Raw genomic sequence first — 18,989 nt, forward strand, 5'->3', positions numbered from 1 at the left:
TATCGCAACGACGCCGCTAGAATTTCCAACGACGATCGACGTGGATCGAGGTTGCTTCCAGGCCCCTGCATGGCGCCTGCACGTCGAGAAAGAGACAACGATTCAACTGAAACGCTCAGACACAACCGATTGAATTACTTGCACTTTCCGAAAACAAAACACCCTCAAACATCCGGATCCGGAATCCTCGCCGACTGAATCACGACCAGCGTATCCCCCGCCTCGATCCGGCACGGCGGATCCTCGTAGAACGAATGAATCTTCCCGCAGCGATCGAGCCCGATGACGATCGCGCCCGGCACGACGTTCGTCATGCAGCCGATCTCGTGCGGCATCGCCTCGCGCTCCAGCAGCGTCGCGCGCCCGCGCGTCGACAGCATGTCGTTCACGAACGGCACGATGTAGCGGCTATGCACCGCATCCGCGAGCAGCAGCGCGCCGATCTTCGTCGACGACACGATCACGTCCGCCCCCGCCTGCCGCAACTGCCGCTGATACAGGTTCTCCTGGATCCGCACGACGATCTTCGTCTCGGGCGCGATGCTGCGCACCGACAACGTCAGCAGGATCGCGGTCGGATCGTCGGTCACCGAGATGATCACGGCCTTCGCCGCGCGCACCTGCGCCTGCTGCAACAGATCCTCGTGCGCGGGATCGCCGAGCAGCCCCGTCACGCCGAGCGACGTCGCGGCTTCAAGCGCCTGCTGCTGCGCATCGATCACGATGACCGTCGACGGATCGACACCGCTTTCGAGCAGCTCGCGCACGGCGATCGACCCTGACAGGCCGTAGCCGCACACGACGATGTGATCGGACAGTTGCTTCTGCAGGCGTTTCATGCGGAATTCCTCGATGACGCGCTGGATCACGAACTGATACGCCGTGCCCAGGAAAATGAACCAGATGCCGATGCGGATCGGCACGATGAAGAACGCATCGATCAGGCGCGCGCGCGCCGTGACCGGCACGATGTCACCGTAGCCGACCGTCGCGACCGTCACCATCGTGAAGTACACGAGATCGGCGACGTTCATCGGCGTGCTCTTGGTCGAATCGCGCAGGCCGTCGCGATCGAGATACAGCACGAGGAACGCGAGCACGCACAACAGCACGACCGCGCCGAGGCGGAACAGCAGCGTGCGCCGCGGCGACGTCGCGGGACGCGTGAACAGCGTGCGCGCACGCGGCGCCTGCCATGGATCGCGGGCACGGCGCAGGCGTGAGCGCAACGAGCGGCGCTGGTCGGAAGGCGTTGCCAACGGTGAATCTCCTGAAGGATGCGGGCCCGATTCTACGACGGGAACACGCGAGCCTGTCCGTCACAGCATGCTGCGCGGCCGCACCATCGTCCCGTCGACGAAACGCTGCGCACGAAACGCCGACAGGTCGAGCGACGGCTCGCCCGTGTCGACCCACTCGGCCAGCAGCCGGCCGACGATCGGCCCCATCGCGAAGCCATGTCCGCAGAACCCGGTCGCGATCGCGAGCCCGGACGGCGTGCCGGGCGCATCGATCACCGGGATCCCGTCGGGCAGCACGTCGATCAGGCCGGCCCACGCCTCGACGATCTGCGCGTCCTTCAGCACGGGGAAGATCGCCTTGAGCTTCGCGAGCGCACGCGGCGCATGCGCGCGATTCGGCTGCGGCTGCGGATCGCGCGGCTCGATCGGCCCGCTTCCGCCACCGATGCGAGCCCATGCGTCGCGCCACGCCGCCGCATTCAAATGCAGCCGGAATTTCTCGCGCTGCGACCAGAACGCCGGCCAGAACACGCTCAACCCGCGCAAGTGGCCGAGCGTCAGGTCGACGTCGACCTGCATGTCGTCAGCAAGATTGATCGCACCGTTCTTGCGTTGCCGAATGCCGAGGCCATGCCCCCAGATCGTCGACGCGGACACGTCGGGCAGCACGTTGGTGCGCATGCAGGTGCCGCGCACGGCCTGCTGCGGCAGCCGGATGCCAACCCCGTCGAGCAGCCTGAAACTGGTCGCGCCGGCCGCGCAGATCACGCGCCGCGTGCGGATCGTGCCGCGCTCGGTCGCGACGCCGACGACCGCGCCGCCGGCCGTCTCGATCGCGCTCACGCCGCAGCCTTCGAAGAAACGCGCGCCGGCTTCGGTCGCGCGCGCCGCGAACGCGGCCGCCACACGACGCGGCTCGGCCTGCCCGTCGGTCGCGGTATACAGCCCGCCGAGCGTGCGCGCCTGCGTCGACAGGCCGCTCACGCGCTCGTCGATCTGCGCGCGCGTCAGCGTACGGGTGTCAAGCCCGTGTTCGCGCGCGACGGCGAGCCACGCCTGGAACGAGGCCCAGTCGTCTTCGTTGTCCGCCATGTAGAGGCAGCCGCCCTGCCGCCATTCGAGATCGAAGCCGAGCGCCTGCTCGAGCCCTTCCCAGATCCGCATGCCGGCCATCATCAGCGGCACCTCGGCGGATTCGCGGCCCTGCTGCCGCACGAAGCCCCAGGCGCGGGTCGATTGCTGGCCGGCGATGCGCGACTTGTCGAGCACGACGGCTTTCAGCCCGCGCAGGCCGAGGTAATACGCGGCCGCGCAGCCCATGATGCCGGCGCCGGCGATCACGACGTCGGCTTCGTCAGGCAACGCCGTGCCGGCGCGCGTCAATGTGTCGTGAAGCGGATAGGTTGTCGTCATTGTTCTATGTTGGCGTCGATACATCCGGCACATCCATCGACGTTCGCGATGGCGGGCACCGGATCATGCTGTCAGGTTCGGGCGCTCGATGGCGAACGCGCGGGAGAATCGATGCACGATCCGGTCCGCTGCCCGCGGGCCCCGCCGCCGGTCATTCTTGCCCACCGGCCGGCCCCATTTTTTCGCCTTGACGGCGCTATGTTACCGCGCGATAAACTGTATATCCATACAGTGTTGCTGCGGCAAAATGATCCTCCCCCCATTCGATCCTCCGAAGCTGAACGACCTCACCGAATGGTGGACGAAGTGCACCTATGCGGACGTGCAGCGCCTGATCCTCGAAGTGCAGCACCTCCGGTTAACGCTGTGGGAGCTGAAGTCCCACGTCGCGGATGCGTCGCGCCGGATCCGCATGCTCGATCCGGACATGCTCGCGCATGGCTCCGCGCTTCGGCGGCTCGCCTACCTGCTCGACAAGGAAATCGAACGCGCGAATCCGATCGGGCGCTCGCGTGACGTCTATGCGCCGTTTTCAGACGAGTGGCGCGCCCGCGAGGCACTGCGCCGTGCACTGCGCGCGCAGCCCGAGCCGGCCGAAGCGGGAACGCTCCCGCGCACGATCCCGGAATTTCAGCGCGTCACGTGGGCCGAGCTTCGCGATCGCTGGCGCCACCTGAGCGACAAGCCATCGATTCGGCAGAATGTCGAGCAACGGATGGTGCTCGAGATTGCGCGCCAGCGGTCCGTGATCCTCGCGCGCGCGAGGAAACTGGTCGATGCAGCGATCGCGGAAGCGGCGGCAGATGGGAAGCAGCTGTTCGCGCTCGATCAGCTCAAGCGGCTCCTGTCGGTCGAGCGCGAGGACGGCGAGCCGTTCACGTACATGCCGGCTTAAGGCGATTGCGCGCCGGCCGCGACGCTTGTCGATCGCGACAAAGGCCGTGGTCCGTCGGCAGCAACATCGCGCACTTCCGCGCCGCACGTCTTCTCGATCATCGCGACATTCACGGTGGAGTTCGTCGGGTATTGTTAGCATTTCTACGTGCCAACGCATAAAAACATGCTGCTCGCGATGTATTCGACGACGTTACGTTGCTCCACCCATTGATACCTGATCGAAGGACAGGAAATGGCGCCGGTGTCCCGGCGCGGGCGAATGAACTTCGGACTACTGAATCGCAGTCCGATCCGGATAGCCGGAATTCGTGGTCGACGACGGGGCGATCCAAGCACACCCGGAAGCAGTACGATCAGTACGAATAGCGCGTTTGAGCGCGTGTCGAACGCTCGAATGACCGGAGCCTCGCGAGCTGTTCGACCGACATCGCGGCGACCTCGAGAACATGCCGGACGATTTCGTCGTCCGCCATGCCGGCGTTGACGTACTGATCGATGCGCATCGTGCGGGGCGGATAGCCGCCCGATTCGTCGTCGACGATGTCAATCCTGGCTGTACGACTCTCGGGCGACAACATGACCTGAACAGTCTTGCCGTGAACGACGGTCTGCATGAACAAGGTGGACATTCGCGGTCTCCGGTTGCGTTGCCTGAACGATCGATACCGCACAACGTGACGCATCAATCTACAAACTTCCGCCAACATTCGCAACTCACAGGTGCGAATTGGCGGCTATCCGTCAATAAATGTACCTGCGTTAGTTACGCTAGAAGAAAACGTCGAATCCTCCGTGTACAAGATCGAGACCTTCGTCCGGTCGTTGCTCGATGTTCCTGTGAATATTTGTCACTGGCGCGGTGGCACGATGCCGCCGTCGTGGAACGACGATGCGCCCTTGTCTGGTGCATCGCGTCGGCCGCGCAGCGCGATTACATGCCGCTCGGAACGGAATCGCCTCCCTGTCATCGGAATCCGCGCCTGAAGGTTTTCAACGCCCGTTTTCGCGCCGGGCTACCGCACGGGCGAGCGTTACGTCGTGACACACCTTTTCACACAATCGCACCTTGCGCATCATGGAATGACCGCCGTTTTGCGGTAAAGTTATCTTTTCCGCGCGTGGCCGGTCGGCTCGCCACTGGACGTCGTCAAGACTGTCCGCCGAGACTGCCGCAAGGCGTCGTTCTGAACGTCACGATCCGTTCCCGTAGCATGACCACTGAAGCAATCACCACGGATTCCCTCGCGGTTGCCGAGCGCGTGCGCGAGCTAATGACTCGCAACGGCATCGGCAAGCGCCAGCAGACCACCGAGCTGTGCCGCATCCTCGACCTGAGCTTTTCGCAAGGTCACCGCAAACTGCGTGGCAGCAGCCCCTGGACGCTCGCGCAGATCAAGAAGGTCGCCGAAGCGTACGGCGAGCCCGCCGCTCAACTGTTCGGCGCGCAGACGCTCGACCCCGGCATGGTCGGCGCCTATTCCCAGGAGGCCGTCCTGTATGCCGGCGTCGCCGAAATTCCGTGCACCGCATGGATCGGTGCGCCGCTCGAAGCCGGCGCGCGTCCCGAGTTCGTCGCGTATGAACAGAACGGCCGCTGGCGCGTACTGCGCCACACGGGCGTGCTGTATCAAAACGCGTACGACGTGCACAAGATCGAGATCTATCCGCGCCGCGCGGAGAGCGACAAGCTCGTCGTCGCGGTGATCGATCCCGATCGCGTCAGTGCGACCGAGCTGTGCCGCTATCTCGAAGGGCAGGGTTTCGCGACGGCCGCGTTCGACGGCCTCGCGCCGTTCGTCGATGCACTGCAGGGCCAGGCGTTCGACGCGGTCGTCACCGAATGGCTGTTCGACGACAGCTCGGCCGCCACGGCGATCAAGGCCGTGCGCACGTCCGACAATCCGGGCGCGCCGATCTTCGTGCTGACGGGCGACCTGCTCACCGGCCGCGCGAGCGAAGCCGACATCAGCGAAGTGATCCGCGCGTTCGACGTCGTCTGCTACGAAAAACCCGCGCGCATGGCGATCCTCAGCGCCGATCTCGCGAAACGGCTGGCACGCGGGTAATTCCCGCCCGCCCTGTTCTTTCGCATGGCCGGCGCCCGCGCGACGCGGCGGTCGTGAACAGGTTCCTCAGTACAATAGCCGGACCCTGTTCACGACCGGCATCCGCCGCCCGACTTCATGGCCCGCCTCATTCCCGACGACTGGAAAAGCCTCGCCGCCACCGGCGCGGCCGAACGCGAGCGCGAGACGCTCGCCGCCCTCGAACACGCGCTGCCGGACAGCTACACCGTCTATCACGGCGTGCACTGGACGCGCGCCGACCAGGGCTTCTCGGTGTTCGGCGAAGCGGCGTTCGTTGTCGTGAGCCCGGCCGGCCGCGTGCTGCTGATCGAGCAGAAGGCCGGCTTCCTGCGCGAAACGCCGAAGGGGCTCGTGAAGGTCTACCTGCAGAAGGAGCGCAATGTCCCGATCCAGCTCGCGCGCACGCAGGAAACGCTGCACCGGCGCCTGACCGCCGCGCTCGGCGCGGGCGTCTACGGTGTCGAGGCGCTGCTGTACTGCCCCGACTACTCGATCCGCGAGACGGCGATCGCCGGCGTCGCGGCCGACCGCATCGTCGACGCGTCGCGCAAGGCGCAGCTTGCGCAGGTGATCCTGCAGATCCTGCCCGAGCACGACGAACCGTTGCCGAACGCGTCGAAGCTGCATCACTTCCTCGCCGACGAGCTGGCGCTCACGCCCGACACGAGCGCGCTGGTCGGCCAGGCCGGCACGCTCGTCACGCGGCTGTCGGGCGGCCTCGCCGCATGGGCACGCCAGCTCGAGTTCACGCCGTTCCGCTTGCGCGTGACGGGCACCGCGGGTTCGGGCAAGACGCAGCTTGCGGTGCAGGCGATGCGCGATGCGGTCGCGGCCGGCCAGCGCGTGCTCTACGTGTGCTTCAACCGCCCGCTCGCCGACTACATCGCGCGCATCGCGCCGCCCGGCGCGAAAATCGCGAACTACCATCAGCTGTGCGACTGGGTGGCCCGCGATGGCGGCTACACGCCCGACTTCGACACGCCCGGCGCGTTCGAGCGGCTCGAGGCGCGCTTCGCGGAAACGCCGATTCCGGAACGCTGGCGCTTTGACGTCCTGATCGTCGACGAAGGGCAGGATTTCCACGCGCCGTGGGCAGCCGCACTGGAGCGCCTGCTGGCACCGGACGGCGCATGGTGGTGGCTGGAAGATCCGCTGCAGAACCTCTACCTGCGCGAACCCGTCGCGCTGCCCGGCTGGGTCACGCTGAAGGCGCTGACGAACTACCGCAGCCCGCGCGACCTGCTCGAATTCGTGCGCGACGTCGTCGGCCGCGTCGAACCGCTCGCAGCCGAGCTGCGCTCGGGCAGCCCGTTCGACGGTTCCGATCCGTCGGTGTCGTCATACGGGGAAGGCGGCGCATCGGGCGACGCGCTCGCCGAAGCCTGCATCGACGCGACCAAGCGCGCGATCACGCATGCGCTGTCGCTCGGGTTCCGCAAGCAGGACATCGCGGTGCTGTCGTATCGCGGCCGCGAAAGCTCGGTGCTCGCCAGGCTCGACCAGCTTGGCCCGCACCGGGTCAAGCGCTTCACGGGCAAGTACGATCTGTTCGGCAACCCTGAATATCGCGAAGGCGACGTGCTGCTCGATTCGATCTACCGCTTCAAGGGCCAATCGGCACCGTGCGTGATCCTGACCGAGATCGACTTCGACACGCTCGATGCGCGTGCGGCACGCAAGCTGTTCGTCGGCGCGACGCGCGCGACGATGAAGCTGCTGCTCGTCGCGTCGTCGCGGGCGGCTGCGCAGCTCACGGCCGATTGATGCGGCGGGTGGCGGGCGGGGCCTCAGGCTGATGGCCCCGCCAGCGGCATCCCGCCACGGATCACGCCACCCGAAACGCCCCCACCGCCCGCCGCAACCCGTCGGCCTGCTCCTCGAGCGACGCCGCGGCAGCGGCCGCCTGCTCGACCAGCGCGGCATTCTGCTGCGACACCTGGTCCATCTGCGACACCGCGCGGTTCACCTGCTCGATCCCGTCGCGCTGCTCGTTCGATGCGGCCGCGATCTCGGTCATGATGCCCGTCACGCGGCCGATCGCCTGCTGGATGTCCTGCATCGTCGTGCCGGCCACGCCGACGAGCCGCGAGCCGTTCGCGACACGTTCGACCGACTCGCCGATCAGCGTGCGGATTTCCTTCGCGGCGGACGCCGAACGCTGCGCGAGCGTGCGGACTTCGCCCGCGACCACCGCGAAGCCGCGGCCCTGCTCGCCCGCGCGCGCGGCTTCGACCGCCGCGTTCAGCGCGAGGATGTTGGTCTGGAATGCAATGCCCTCGATCGTGCCGATGATGTCGGCGACCTTCTGCGAACTCTGGTCGATCTCGTTCATCGTGCCGATCACTTCGCCGACCACCACCGCACCGCGCGTCGCGATCTCGCTCGCGTCGTCCGCGCAGGCCTGTGCCTCGACCGCATGATCGGCGTTCTGCTTCACGGTCGCCGTCAGCTGCTCCATGCTCGCGGCCGTCTCCTGCAGGGCGGACGCCTGCTCCTCGGTGCGCTGCGACAGGTCGGTATTGCCAGCCGCAATCTGGTGCGTCGCGGTCGAGATGGCTTCCGAGCCCTGGCTGACCTGGCGCACCGTATCGGCGAGGCTGCGCTGCATGCCGGTCACGCCCTTGACCAGTTCGGCCATCTCGTCGTGCGACGACCAGCGCACTTCCGACGTCAGGTCGCCGTCCGACAGGCGGCGGAAATGCGACAGCAGCCGGTTCACCGGTTGCGTGATCGCGAAATGCAGGCCGACCGCGCAGCCGAGACACGCGGCGAGACCGAACGCAATGCCGGCGATCGCGCCCGCGCGCATCCAGCCGTAATACGTCTGCGCGGTGTCGTAGACATCCTTGCCGCGCGCGGCCTGGTACGCGTCGAGCGCATCGCTCGCCTGCGTGAGCGCGACCGACAGCGGCGGCGCGACCGTCATCAGCAACCGGTCGGCGTCGTCGCGACGTCCTGCGCGGATCGCGTCGACCAGCGGCTTCAGCGCCTGCTCGACCAGCGCCTGGCGGGCGGCATCGAGTCGCGTCGCGAGCGGGCCTTCATCGCCGTCGTGCGGCATCGCCGCGTAGGCGCGCCACGCGGCGTCGGCCTTGGCAAGATAACTCTCGGCCTTCTTGACGAGATCGGGCACGTCCGGCGCCTCCGGATGCAGCAGCGCGCGATCGAGCGTGGTGCGCACGATCGTCAGGTTCAGGCTCGCGGCGGACAGCGTCGTCTTCGCGGCCATCTGCCGCGTGTAGGCCTCGTCGAGTGCACGGTTCGAGCTTTGCATGCCGGCGAGACCGATCAGGCCCGACGTGACGAGCAGCACGGCGACGAGACCGAGTGTGGAGAAAATCCGCGTGCGGATCGAGAAACGGGAAAACAGGGCGTTCAGGTTCATGACGGGACGTGAGCGATGAAAAGTGCCGCGGTAACCGGTCCGCGGCACTCTGGATTACGGTTTGCCTGCAAAAAACTTGAGTCCGCCCCGCCTTCGGACTGATCGTGATCAATTTCCCGGCCGGCAATCTCCTGTTACCGATGCAACAAATAGAGGCCGGGCAGAAATTGACCAGGCAACTAATTACCTTTATATTTCGGTCAATTCCCTGCCATGGCAGATATCTCAATGAGAACCGATACCCTCCTTGCTCCGCCGGCCGCCGACGCGGCCCGCCGCGACGCGCCGACCGGGCTGATCGTCGCCGCGCTGCTGCTCGTCATGCTGCTGTCCGCGCTCGACCAGACGATCGTTTCGACCGCGCTGCCGACCATCGTCGGCGAGCTCGGCGGCCTCGACCAGCTGTCGTGGGTCGTGACCGCGTACCTGCTTTCCTCGACGGTCGTGCTGCCGCTGTACGGCAAGCTCGGCGACCTGTACGGCCGCAAGATCGTGCTGCAGGCCGCGATCGTGCTGTTTCTCGCCGGCTCCGCGCTGTGCGGCGTCGCGCAGGACATGACGCAGCTGATCGTGCTGCGTGCGCTGCAAGGGCTCGGCGGCGGCGGGCTGATGGTCGTGACGATGGCCGCGATCGGCGACCTGGTGCCGCCCGACCGCCGAGCACGCTATCAGGGGATGTTCGGCGGCGTGTACGGCCTCGCGACGATCGTCGGGCCGCTGCTCGGCGGCTTCCTGGTCGAACACCTGTCATGGCGCTGGATCTTCACGATCAACCTGCCGCTCGGCTTGCTCGCGCTCGCGGTGATTGGCATCGCGTTCCGGCCGCACACCGCGCACGTGAAGCACCGGATCGACTACATGGGCGCGGCGTTCCTCGCGACGGCCCTCACCTGCGTGATCCTGTTCACGAGCGAAGGCGGTTCGCTGCTGCCGTGGTCGTCCCCGCAGCTGTGGATGACGCTCGTGCTCGGGGTGGTCGCGATCGGCGGCTTCATCTACGAGGAGCGTCTCGCGGCCGAGCCGATCATGCCGCTCGAACTGTTCCGCCAGCGCACCTTCGTGCTGATGAGCCTGATCGGTTTCGTCGTCGGCATCGCGCTGTTCGGCTCGGTCACGTTCATTCCGCTGTACCTGCAGGTCGTGAAGGGCTCGACGCCGTCGCAAGCCGGGATGCAGCTGCTGCCGATGATGGGCGGGATGCTCGCGATGTCGGTAGCGAGCGGCCGGCTGATCTCGCGGCTCGGCACCTATCGGCCGTTTCCGATTGCGGGGACGCTGATCGGCGGCGTCGCGATGGCGCTGCTGTCGACGCTGTCGCTCGACACGCCGCTGCCCGCCATGTACGCCTACATGGCGCTGCTCGGGATCGGGCTCGGCATGGTGATGCCGGTGCTGACGCTCGCCGTGCAGAACACGGTCGAATTCCGTCACATGGGTGTCGCGACGTCGGGTGCGACGCTGTTCCGCTCGATCGGCGGCTCGCTCGGCGTCGCCGCGTTCGGTGCGTTGTTCTCGCACGGGCTGCAGTCGCGGATGAAGCAGGCGCTGCCGGCCGGCACCGAGCTGCCGCCCGCGCTGGGCCCGGCCGCCGTGCACCAGTTGCCGGAGGCGGTGCGCGCTGCATACCTGCATGCGTTCGCCGGGTCGTTGCATGTCGTGTATCTCGCCGCGGCGGCCGTGATCGCGATCGCGTTCGTGCTCGCGTGGTTCGTCGAGAGCACGCCACTGCGCAAGCATCACTGACCGGCAGGCGGGCGGCGGCGCGGCGCCAGCGCAGCCGGCGTCGAAGCCGCGAGGCGCGGCCGTCCTGTCGCCTCGCGGTTACCCCGCCACCCGCCGTCACGGCACCAGCACCACCCCGCCCGTCGTCTGCCGCGACTCCAGCAGCCGGTGCGCGTCGGCCGCCTGTTCGAGCGGCAGCCGCGCGCCGATCTCCACATGCATCCCGCCCGCGAGCCGTTCGAGCGTCGCGCGCGCCGCCTCCTGATACCCCGCGACGTCACGCGCAATGAAACCGAGCACGCTCGGCCGCGCCAGCGCGATCGAGCGGGCCGGCCCCAGTTCGTCGAGATCGATCGTCTGTCGCGCACCGATCGCGGCAACCTGCCCGATGCTCGCGACCGTCCCGAATGGCCGGACCGCGCCGAGCGTACGCGTCAGCACGTCGCCGCCGATCCCGTCGATCGCGTAGTCAACGCCCGCGCCGCCGCCGAACGCGCGCGCCGCCGCGACAAAGTCCTCCTCGCGATAGTCGACCACCGCCTCCGCGCCGTACGCGCGCACCAGTGCCGCCTTCGCAGCCGACCCGACCGTACCGATCACCCTCGCGCCGAGTGCGCGCGCCCACTGCGTCGCCAGCAGCCCGACGCCGCCGGCCGCCGCATGCACGAGCACGGTGTCGCCGGCGGCGACCTGCCGCACGCGGCGCAGCAGCATGTAGACGGTGATCCCTTTCAGCAGCCCGGCTGCGGCCGCGTCATCGCTCACGCCGTCCGGCACGGGCACCACCCGCTCGGCAGGCAGCGTGCGCATGCTCGCGTAGCTGCCGGTCGGCAATCCCGCGTACGCCACGCGCTGGCCCGCGACGAGTGCCGTCACGCCGGGCCCGACCGCGTCGACCACGCCGGCCGCCTCGACGCCGAGCGCGTCCGGCAGCGCCGGCAGCGGATGCGCGCCCGTCCTGAAATAGATGTCGACGAAGTTCACGCCGACGGCGGTCTGGCGAATCCGCACCTCGCCGGCGCCGGGCGGCACCACCGGCGCATCGACGCGCCGCAGCACGCCGGCGTCGCCATAGCGGTCGATCCCGATCCGGATGGCGGTGGCAGCTTGGGTCATGACGTTCCTCGCAATCGAATGAAGTGACACGATCATCCCATCGTGCATAATCGATCGGAACCCCCGTTACCCGCCCACCTACTGTGCAAAATTCGACCGATCCAACGCCGGCGTCCGCGCTGCCGATGAACTGGGACGACCTTCGCCATTTCCTCGCGGTGATGCGCGGCGGCAGCCTGTCGGCCGCCGCGCGGGCGCTGCAGGTCCAGCATTCGACGGTCGCGCGGCGCATCGACGCGCTGGAGTCCGCGCTCGGCATCCGGCTGTTCGACCGGCTGCCGCGCGGCTGGCCGCCGACCGACGAAGGGCTGCAGCTCGCCGAGCACGCAGCCCGCGTCGAAGCTGACGTGCACGCGTTCGCGCGCGCCGCGCAGGGGGCGGCGACACTCGACGGCGTCGTGCGCGTATCGGCGTCGCCGGTGTTTGCGAGCCACTTCCTCGCGCCGCGGCTCGCCCGCGCGCAGCGCGCGTGGCCGGCGCTGCGGATCGACCTGATGGGCGAGATGCACGCGGCCAACCTGTACGCGCGCGAAGCTGACCTTGCAGTGCGCCTGTCGCGGCCGAGCGAGCCGGGGCTCGCCGCTCGCCGGCTCGGCACGATGCGCTTCGCGCTGTGCGCGGCGCCGGAATGGGCTGCCGCGCCGCCCGACACGTGGACGTTTCTCGGCTACGACGACGCGCTCGCGCAAATGCCGCAACAGCAGTGGCTCGAACGGTTCGCGGCCGGGCGCCGCTTCGCGTTCGTCGCCAACGATCTCGCCGCGCTGCATCACGCGTGCGTGGCGGGCGCGGGCATCGCGTTGCTGCCGCGCTTTCTCGTCGATACGACGGCCACCGGCGCGGGCACGGGGGCACCGGCCGCGGCCGATGCGTCGTGGTCGGCCGCCGCGCCGCTCGTCGAACTGGCGTCCTTGCCCCGCTGCGATGTCGAGCGCGAGATCTGGCTCGTCGTCCACCCGGACGTGCGCCGGTCGCCGCGCGTGCAGCGCGTCGCCGACGCAATCGCCGACGCGGTTCGCGACGCAGACGGCCACCTGTAGGCATGCCACGCGGCCGACGCCTTTACCGCGCTGCCCGACGGCCGGCATAGTAGCGATTTCGTCCGCCCGCTCCGCCACCATGCCTGCCGCTCCCGCCTGCGTCGTCCGCGACGCGACCGATGCCGATCTCGACGCCATTCACGCGATCTACGCGCACCACGTGCGCCACAGCGTCGCGTCGTTCGAGGAGACGCCGCCCGACGTCGACGCGTTGCGCGCGCGTCGCGACGCGGTGCTGCGCGACGGGCTGCCGTATCTCGTCGCCGAATGCGACGGCCGCATCGCCGGCTACGCGTATGCGACGCCGTACCGCACGCGCAGCGCGTACCGCCACACGATCGAGGATTCGATCTACATCGACGACACGCAGCGCGGCCGCGGCATCGGCCGCGCGCTGCTCGCGGCACTGATCGCGCGGTGCGAGGCCGGCCCGTGGCGGCAGATGATCGCGGTGATCGCCGACGGCGGCACCGGCGGCTCGACGTCGCTGCACCGCGCGTTCGGTTTCGAGCCGGCCGGCGTGCTGAAGGCGGTCGGTTTCAAGCACGGCCGCTGGATCGATACCGCGCTGCTGCAGCGCGCGCTCGGCACCGGCGCACGCACGCTCCCCGCCTCGCCCGAGCCTGTCGCGTCGCGCTAGAATGGCCGCATGTCAAAACAGACTCCAACCACGCCTGACGAGGCCACCGCGGATTCCCGCAACGAATACACGGTCGACGAACTCGCGCGCGTGTCCGACACGACCGTGCGCAACGTTCGTGCATATCAGGATCGCGGGTTGCTCGCGCCGCCCGAGAAGCGCGGGCGCGTCGGGATCTACGACGACACGCACGTCGCACGCCTGAAGCTGATCAACCACCTGCTCGCGCGCGGCTACACGCTGTCGAACATCCAGGATCTGATCAAGGCGATCGACGAAGGCCACGACCTGCGCTCGATCCTCGGCCTGGAAAACGCAATCGGCGGCCGCTGGTCGCACGAACTGCCGAAAACCTACTCGCTGGCCGCGCTCGCACAGATGTTCGGCCCGCAGACGGCGTCGCAGTTGTCGCGCGTGACCGAACTCGGTCTGCTCGAACGGCGCGGCCTGTCGTTCGTCGCGAAAAGCCCCGCGCTGCTCGAAGCGGCCGCCGCGATGACGAAGGAAGGCATCCCGCCGCGCGAGCTGCTCGACGTGATCAGCCTCGCGCGGCCGCACTTCGACGCGATCGCGCGACTGCTCGTCGATCTCGTCGTGAAACGGCTCGACCGCTACGACGAAGGCACGCTGCCGCCTGCCAACGACGTGCCCGCGCTCGTCGATGCAATCTGGCGCCTGCGCCCGCTCGCGGCCGCATTCGTCGAAGGCGAGACGAACCGCGCGCTCGAGAACGCGGCGAGTGCATATCTCGGCGGCCGCGTCGCGACGATCCTCGACAAGAAACTCAGCGACGAAGCGGCGCGACAGGCGGGCGCTACGGAGCCGAAAGACGGCGAAGGCAAATAAGCCAACGCGGCGGCGGGTTCGCGGCGGCCCCTGCGCCAAGCGAAGCGAAGCGACGCACGCACCCTCTGCGATCACGAAACAGCCGGCGGCACGCGATGCCTGCCGGCTGTTTTTTATCCCACCGCCCCGCGCGCCCTAGAAGGATTCGCCGGTTTTCCTGCCCCCGTTCTTCCGGATAATGGCCTGCAGCCGCGCCCCCAACGGCGCGCCGTCCACCGCAGACAACAACAATCCGGAGACACCCGCCTTGCTCGCCACGCTTCCCGCCACCTATCGCCGGCTCTGGCCGCTCGCCGTCGCCGCCGCGCTGCTGTACGGGCTTTCGCTCGCCGCCGCGCCCTATCCCGGCCAGGCCGTCGCGAAAGCCGCGATGGGCATCCTGCTGCTCGCGGCCGGCAGCACCTGCGCCGCGCCGCGCGAACGCGCGTGGCTGTGCGCAGCGCTTGCCACGGCCGTGCTAGGCGACGTGCTGCTCGCGCTGCCCGACTGGCCGCTGTCGTTCGTCCTCGGTCTCGGCGCATTCCTGCTCACGCACCTGTGCTACTGCGCGATCTTCTTCCGCTGGCGCGCGCGGCCGCACGGCTGGCGCATCGCCGCGCGGATCGGACTGTGGATCGCCGCGCCGGCGTTCTACGCGGCGTTCCTCCCGCACCTCGGCGAGCTGCTCGCGCCGGTCGCCGTCTACATGCTCGTGCTGTGCGCGATGGCGAGCTTCGCGCTCGCGGCCCGCACGCACGGCCCGCTGGTCGCCGTGGGCAGCCTGATCTTCGTCGGCTCCGACACGCTGATCGGTGTCGGGCGCTTCCTCGGCGGCTTTCCCGGCATCGACTACTTGATCTGGGGCCTCTACGCGCTCGCGCAGGTCACGATCGTGGCCGGGGTTTTCCATGAGACGGCCACCCGTCCGATGCGTCCCTGATTGTGTTTCAAACAGGTCGCCGCGCGTCGGCGGCCTGATCGCCTTCCTCTTACGCCCTGCCGACGGCCGTTTCCGCCCCTTCCGCGATGCGGAAACCGCACCGTTCCAAACCCCGCTCAGCCTTTTCCCGCACGGCTTCCGGCCCTTAGAGCGCCGCTTCTAGCCTCTTGCGGTTTCCGGGTTCACCCACTATCGTTACATCAAACAATGTAACATTCCAAAATGAGCCAAATCGGAGACACCCGGATGAATGCTCGCACGTTGCCTTTCGGCCCGCCCGGCCATGACGGCCCGGACGAAACCACCGACATCGCCATCATCGGCACCGGCTTCGCCGGTCTCGGGATGGCCATCCGCCTGCGGCAGACAGGCGTGACCGACTTCGTCGTCCTCGAGAAGGCTGCGTCGGTCGGCGGCACGTGGCGCGACAATCATTACCCCGGGTGTGCATGCGACGTGCAATCGCACGTCTATTCGTTCTCGTTCGCGCCGAACCCGCGCTGGACGCGCATGTTCGCGCCGCAGCCGGAGATCCGCGCGTACCTGGAAGACTGCGTGCAGCGCTTCGGCGTCGGCCCGCACCTGCGCCTGAACCACGAGCTGCAGCGCGCCGAATACGACGAAGCCGCGCAGCGCTGGCGCCTCACGTTCGCGAACGGCAAGCGGCTGTCGGCGCGTGTGCTGGTGTCGGGGATGGGCGGCCTGTCGCGCGCCGCGCTGCCGGCGATTCCCGGCGTCGAGAATTTCCAGGGCCGCGCGTTCCATTCGCAGCAGTGGGATCACGACTACGCGCTCGACGGCAAGCGCGTCGCGGTGATCGGCACCGGCGCGAGCGCGATCCAGTTCGTGCCGCAGATCGCACCGCGCGTAAAGGAACTCGCGCTGTTCCAGCGCACGCCGCCGTGGATCATGCCGAAGCCCGACCGCAACCTGACCGGGCTCGAGAAATGGTTGTTCCGCGCGCTGCCGTTCACGCAGAAGGCCGTGCGCAGCAGCATCTACTGGATGCTCGAATCGCGCGTGCTCGGCTTCGCGATCCATCCGTCGCTGATGAAGAACGTGCAGAAGCTCGCGCTGCGCCATATCCGCAAGCAGATTCCCGATCCGGAGCTGCGCCGTGCGGTCACGCCGAACTACACGCTCGGCTGCAAGCGCGTGCTGATCTCGAACGACTACTACCCGGCGCTGTCGCGCAAGAACGTCGACGTGATCACGACCGGCATCGACCACATCGAAGCCGACGCGGTCGTGACGACCGATGGCAAGCGTCATGAAGTCGACTGCCTGATCTACGGCACGGGATTCCAGGTCGCCGACCCGTATCCGCGCGGCGCGATCATCGGCCGCGGCGGGCTCGACATCGTCGACGCCTGGCGCGACGGCGCGCACGCATATCTCGGCACGACGCTGCCGGGCTACCCGAACTTCTTCATGATCGTCGGCCCGAACACCGGCCTCGGCCACAACTCGATGGTGTTCATGATCGAGTCGCAGATCGAATACATCCTCGGCGCGCTGCAGGCGATGCACCGCGAGCGCGCGGACGCGATCGAGGTACGCCCGCTCGTCGAGGCGCAGTTCAACAGCGACCTGCAGGGCAAGCTCAAGAAGGCGATCTGGTCGACTGGCGGCTGCAAGAGCTGGTACCTCGATCCGCGCACCGGCAAGAACACGACGCTGTGGCCGGGCTTCACCTGGCGCTTCCGCCAGGCTACCGCCCGCTTCTCGATCGCCGATTACCACGCATATCGCGCGCCGCACTACGACACCGGCGCGCGGCCCGTCGCCGCGCCCGCCGCTTCCGCCGAAGCGGCCTGAGTCAGACAAGGAGCCAACGACATGAGAGATTTCGCCAACAAGGTCGCCGCGATCACGGGCGCAGGCTCGGGCATGGGCCGCTCGCTCGCGGTGCAGCTCGCGCAGGCCGGCTGCCACGTGTCGCTAGCCGACAAGAACGGCGTCGGCCTCGCCGAAACCGAGCGGATCGTCCGCGCGATCGCACCGAAGGTGCGCGTATCGACGCGCGTGCTCGACGTCGGCGACCGCGACGCGATGTTCGCGTGGGCCGACGACACCGCGCAGGAACACGGCAAGGTCAACCTGATCTTCAACAACGCGGGCGTCGCGCTGTCGAGCACGATCGAAGGGATGGAATACAGCGATCTCGAGTGGATCGTGAACATCAACTTCTGGGGCGTCGTGCATGGCACGAAGGCGTTCCTGCCGCACCTGAAGGCATCGGGCGACGGCCACGTGATCAACACGTCGAGCATCTTCGGGATCTTCGCGCAACCGGGCATGAGCGGCTACAACGCGACCAAGTTCGCGGTGCGCGGCTTCACCGAATCGCTGCGCCAGGAACTCGACATGATGAAGTGCGGCGTGTCGGCCACGTGCGTGCACCCGGGCGGCATCCGCACCAACATCGCGCAGTCGAGCCGCGTCGCGAAGAACATGGTCGGCTTCATCGTCGAGAGCGAGCAGCAAGGCAAGGACAGCTTCGAGAAGTTCTTCATCACGACCGCCGACGACGCTGCGCGCACGATCCTCGCCGGTGTGCGCAAGAACAAGCGCCGCGTGCTGATCGGCCGCGACGCGAAGGGGGCGGACTGGATGGCGCGCATCCTGCCGGCCGCTTACCAGGCGCTCGTCGTGCTCGCGACGCGCCGCGAGGCCGCGAAGGCCCGCCGCGCAGCCGCCCGGCACGGCGCACCGACGGCCGCACCGCTGCATGCCACCTACAACAACGCAGGCAATCAGGGAGGAGAACAATCATGACGACCCCGAACATGATGCCGGTGCGGCGCGACATCCGTTTCGCGCTACCGCCCGAACACGCGAAGGACTGGCACGTGCAGGGCGTGCCGGTCACGCACTTCATGAACGCGCTGTCGTTGCTGTTCCCGGCGGGCGAGCGCTTCTTCATGGATTCGGTGCGTAACTACCGCGACCGGATCGAGGATCCCGAGCTGAAGAAACAGGTGCTCGGCTTCATCGGCCAGGAAGCGATGCACACGCGCGAGCACATCGAATACAACGACCTGCTGCAATCGTCCGGGCTGCCCGCGCACAAGCTCGACAAGCGGCTGTGGACGATCCTCGGCTTCTTCAAGAAGACGCTGCCGCATTCGATGCAGCTCGCGATCACGATCGCGCTCGAGCACTACACGGCGATCCTCGCGAACCAGCTGCTGTCTGGCCACGAGCACCGGATCGACGGCTCGGTCGAAGGCTACCAGCAGATGTGGATGTGGCACGCGATGGAGGAAACCGAACACAAGGCGGTGTCGTACGACGTATGGAACGCCGTGATGAAGCCGGGCCTCGGCAGCTACCTGCTGCGCACCAGCACGATGCTGCTGACGACCGCGCTGTTCTGGACGATCGTGTTCGACTTCCACGTGCGGCTGATGCTGTCGCACCGCCGCAAGCACGGCGGGTTCGGTGGCATGTGGCGTCTCGTGAAGTATCTGTACAGCCCGAGAACCGGCGTGTTCCCGAGCATCGCGCGCGAATGGCTCGACTACTTCCGCCCGGGCTTCCACCCGTGGGACCACGACAACCACCAGTACCTGCAGGGGCTCGACACGTTGCTCGCGAACATCGACGCGACCAACGCGCGCCATGCGGCGCAGGCCGCCCCGCGCCGCGTGCCGCTGCATCCGGTTGCGCAGGCATGACGT

General features: G+C 67.8%; 16 protein-coding genes. 11 read left to right on the forward strand and 5 right to left on the reverse strand.

Annotation, left to right across the window (positions count from 1 at the left end; genetic code table 11):
- Nucleotides 1-164: 164 nt before the first annotated feature.
- The gene (locus tag PI86_RS08495; RefSeq protein ID WP_039320946.1) at nucleotides 165-1,259 is read right to left on the reverse strand and encodes a potassium channel family protein; all 1,095 of its coding nucleotides are present in this window, start codon (nucleotides 1,257-1,259) and stop codon (nucleotides 165-167) included.
- Between the two features lie 60 nt (nucleotides 1,260-1,319).
- Nucleotides 1,320-2,654 (reverse strand): NAD(P)/FAD-dependent oxidoreductase, encoded by a 1,335-nt coding sequence (locus PI86_RS08500; protein ID WP_039320948.1) that lies wholly within the window; start codon nucleotides 2,652-2,654, stop codon nucleotides 1,320-1,322.
- A 247-nt stretch (nucleotides 2,655-2,901) separates the two neighbouring features.
- On the opposite strand from PI86_RS08500, the gene PI86_RS08505 reads away from it, so the two are divergent.
- Nucleotides 2,902-3,549 carry a hypothetical protein gene (locus tag PI86_RS08505; protein WP_039320951.1) on the forward strand — a complete coding sequence of 216 codons (648 nt, stop codon included), beginning with the start codon at nucleotides 2,902-2,904 and terminating at the stop codon, nucleotides 3,547-3,549.
- A gap of 355 nt (nucleotides 3,550-3,904) precedes the next feature.
- Here the strand turns inward: PI86_RS08505 and PI86_RS08510 are convergent, their stop codons facing one another.
- Nucleotides 3,905-4,180: a hypothetical protein gene (locus PI86_RS08510; RefSeq protein ID WP_014898976.1), complete on the reverse strand. Its 276-nt coding sequence runs from the start codon at nucleotides 4,178-4,180 to the stop codon at nucleotides 3,905-3,907.
- Nucleotides 4,181-4,762: 582 nt separating this feature from the next.
- Between PI86_RS08510 and PI86_RS08515 the strand changes: the two genes are divergently transcribed.
- Complete coding sequence (locus PI86_RS08515) at nucleotides 4,763-5,617, forward strand: helix-turn-helix domain-containing protein (protein ID WP_014898975.1); 855 nt, start codon at nucleotides 4,763-4,765, stop codon at nucleotides 5,615-5,617.
- Nucleotides 5,618-5,734: 117 nt separating this feature from the next.
- Nucleotides 5,735-7,402 carry an ATP-binding domain-containing protein gene (locus PI86_RS08520; protein ID WP_039320954.1) on the forward strand — a complete coding sequence of 556 codons (1,668 nt, stop codon included), beginning with the start codon at nucleotides 5,735-5,737 and terminating at the stop codon, nucleotides 7,400-7,402.
- Between the two features lie 61 nt (nucleotides 7,403-7,463).
- On the opposite strand, the gene PI86_RS08525 is transcribed toward PI86_RS08520, so the two are convergent.
- Complete coding sequence (locus PI86_RS08525) at nucleotides 7,464-9,023, reverse strand: methyl-accepting chemotaxis protein (RefSeq protein WP_039320956.1); 1,560 nt, start codon at nucleotides 9,021-9,023, stop codon at nucleotides 7,464-7,466.
- A gap of 228 nt (nucleotides 9,024-9,251) precedes the next feature.
- Here PI86_RS08525 and PI86_RS08530 point away from each other — a divergent pair, with 228 nt between their 5' ends.
- Nucleotides 9,252-10,766: an MDR family MFS transporter gene (locus PI86_RS08530; RefSeq protein WP_039320957.1), complete on the forward strand. Its 1,515-nt coding sequence runs from the start codon at nucleotides 9,252-9,254 to the stop codon at nucleotides 10,764-10,766.
- Nucleotides 10,767-10,862: 96 nt separating this feature from the next.
- On the opposite strand, the gene PI86_RS08535 is transcribed toward PI86_RS08530, so the two are convergent.
- Nucleotides 10,863-11,861 (reverse strand): quinone oxidoreductase family protein, encoded by a 999-nt coding sequence (locus PI86_RS08535; RefSeq protein WP_039321339.1) that lies wholly within the window; start codon nucleotides 11,859-11,861, stop codon nucleotides 10,863-10,865.
- Between the two features lie 125 nt (nucleotides 11,862-11,986).
- On the opposite strand from PI86_RS08535, the gene PI86_RS08540 reads away from it, so the two are divergent.
- The 7 genes from PI86_RS08540 (at nucleotide 11,987) to PI86_RS08570 (ending at nucleotide 18,986) form a co-directional block, all read left to right on the forward strand.
- Complete coding sequence (locus tag PI86_RS08540) at nucleotides 11,987-12,901, forward strand: LysR family transcriptional regulator (RefSeq protein ID WP_039321342.1); 915 nt, start codon at nucleotides 11,987-11,989, stop codon at nucleotides 12,899-12,901.
- A 79-nt stretch (nucleotides 12,902-12,980) separates the two neighbouring features.
- Nucleotides 12,981-13,541, forward strand: a complete 561-nt coding sequence (locus PI86_RS08545) for a GNAT family N-acetyltransferase (protein ID WP_039320959.1) — start codon at nucleotides 12,981-12,983, stop codon at nucleotides 13,539-13,541.
- A 9-nt stretch (nucleotides 13,542-13,550) separates the two neighbouring features.
- Nucleotides 13,551-14,387 carry a MerR family transcriptional regulator gene (locus tag PI86_RS08550; protein WP_039320960.1) on the forward strand — a complete coding sequence of 279 codons (837 nt, stop codon included), beginning with the start codon at nucleotides 13,551-13,553 and terminating at the stop codon, nucleotides 14,385-14,387.
- A 247-nt stretch (nucleotides 14,388-14,634) separates the two neighbouring features.
- Nucleotides 14,635-15,306 (forward strand): lysoplasmalogenase, encoded by a 672-nt coding sequence (locus tag PI86_RS08555; RefSeq protein WP_039320962.1) that lies wholly within the window; start codon nucleotides 14,635-14,637, stop codon nucleotides 15,304-15,306.
- 246 nt (nucleotides 15,307-15,552) lie between these two features.
- Nucleotides 15,553-17,124, forward strand: a complete 1,572-nt coding sequence (locus PI86_RS08560) for a flavin-containing monooxygenase (protein ID WP_039320963.1) — start codon at nucleotides 15,553-15,555, stop codon at nucleotides 17,122-17,124.
- Nucleotides 17,125-17,145: 21 nt separating this feature from the next.
- Nucleotides 17,146-18,084 carry an SDR family NAD(P)-dependent oxidoreductase gene (locus tag PI86_RS08565; RefSeq protein WP_039320964.1) on the forward strand — a complete coding sequence of 313 codons (939 nt, stop codon included), beginning with the start codon at nucleotides 17,146-17,148 and terminating at the stop codon, nucleotides 18,082-18,084.
- Nucleotides 18,081-18,986 (forward strand): metal-dependent hydrolase, encoded by a 906-nt coding sequence (locus tag PI86_RS08570; protein WP_039320966.1) that lies wholly within the window; start codon nucleotides 18,081-18,083, stop codon nucleotides 18,984-18,986. The genes PI86_RS08565 and PI86_RS08570 overlap by 4 nt, the downstream gene beginning before the upstream one ends.
- Nucleotides 18,987-18,989: the final 3 nt, after the last annotated feature.

It is taken from the genome of Burkholderia sp. A9, assembly GCF_000801975.1.